A 1,201-nucleotide genomic window follows, 5' to 3' on the forward strand; every position below is an offset into this window, starting at 1 on the left:
CTTGGCCGGATATACGGCCACCGCTTCAATCTCGATCAACCAGTCCGGACTAACCAGACTAGCTACACCTACCGTCGAACGAGCTGGTTTCACCGGATTCGCCTTCGTATTGAAGAACTGGGCATATGCATCAAACCAGCCGGTATAATCAAACGTACCGTTCTTGGCCGCATCCGGCGTGATATAGACCCGCAAGTAAACGACATCCTTCATCGTCAACCCCTGTTCCTTCAACTGCTTCTCAATCTCCTTCAGAATGCCGATGCCCTGCGTCTTGGTGTCTCCGTATCGTTCATAGACGGTCTTTCCATCCTTGTTCAACAGCGGCGGCACGGTTCCGCTCGTATACAGGTAAGAGGAGCCTTCAGGGACGACAACCCCGCTGGAGATGGATGAGCTCGGACTGCCATAGAATTTAGGCGCAGGTATCGCCTGCGTCGGCGGCTTCTTATGTGCCGAGGCATTGTCGGCATAAGCTGTTACACTGAATATACTGAACAGCAACGTCAATAACAGAATCGATTTCCCTTTTTTCATAGTTAAACACACTCCCTTCGATCGTTAGGCTCTATTCTAGGCCTTCATCACACGCTGATGGATATCCGTGACCACCTCGCGGGCAGATTCAATGGCACCCGCCTGCCACGCTGTAATATAACTGATATGTTCACCTGCTAAATAGATACGATTATCGGGCTTACATAGCGTTGGATAGTAGGTCTTGCGATCATCGGCGGAATAGGATACCCAGCCGCCCTCTTGATACTTTGTCTTCTTCCAATCAATCGAATATGAGGCCTCGAATTCCTTCGGATATTGGGGATGGATCTTCGCGCCTTGGGACAGCGCATGCCGCTCCCGCTCGGCGTAGGTCATACTAGCGAATTTATCCGCGTTACCACCGTAAGTGTAGTAACCCAGCAGAATTCCTTTTTTGCCAAAATAATCGTTCGGCGGGTAATAGATCTGAGTAATATCCATATTCGTCAGGCTGTTTCCGCCGTACAGATGCTCATCCTCTTCCCAGAAGCGCCGCTTGAACTGCAGGCCAATCTTGCCCGCGGACGCATAACCGACACTGCTGATCGCTTTCTTCATCTCCGGCGAGAAATCGGCTGGAATCTTCTTGAGTACCGATAACGGGATCGTACAAATGCAGTAATCACCGTGAATCTCCTGCTCCTTCCCTGAATCGGACTGG

The 1,201-nt window shown here is 50.8% G+C and carries 2 protein-coding genes; both read right to left on the minus strand.

All coding sequences use genetic code 11. The annotated features are described in order from the left end of the window. Nucleotides 1–537 (minus strand): RidA family protein (locus ACFRAK_RS29190; protein WP_394573227.1); only part of this gene is annotated, 537 nt, incomplete at its 3' end. Between the two features lie 36 nt (nucleotides 538–573). Next, nucleotides 574–1,201, minus strand: a 628-nt coding sequence (locus ACFRAK_RS29195; RefSeq protein WP_394573229.1) for a flavin monoamine oxidase family protein, incomplete at its 5' end; no start/stop codon positions are given.

Source organism: Peribacillus sp. NPDC056705, assembly GCF_043656335.1.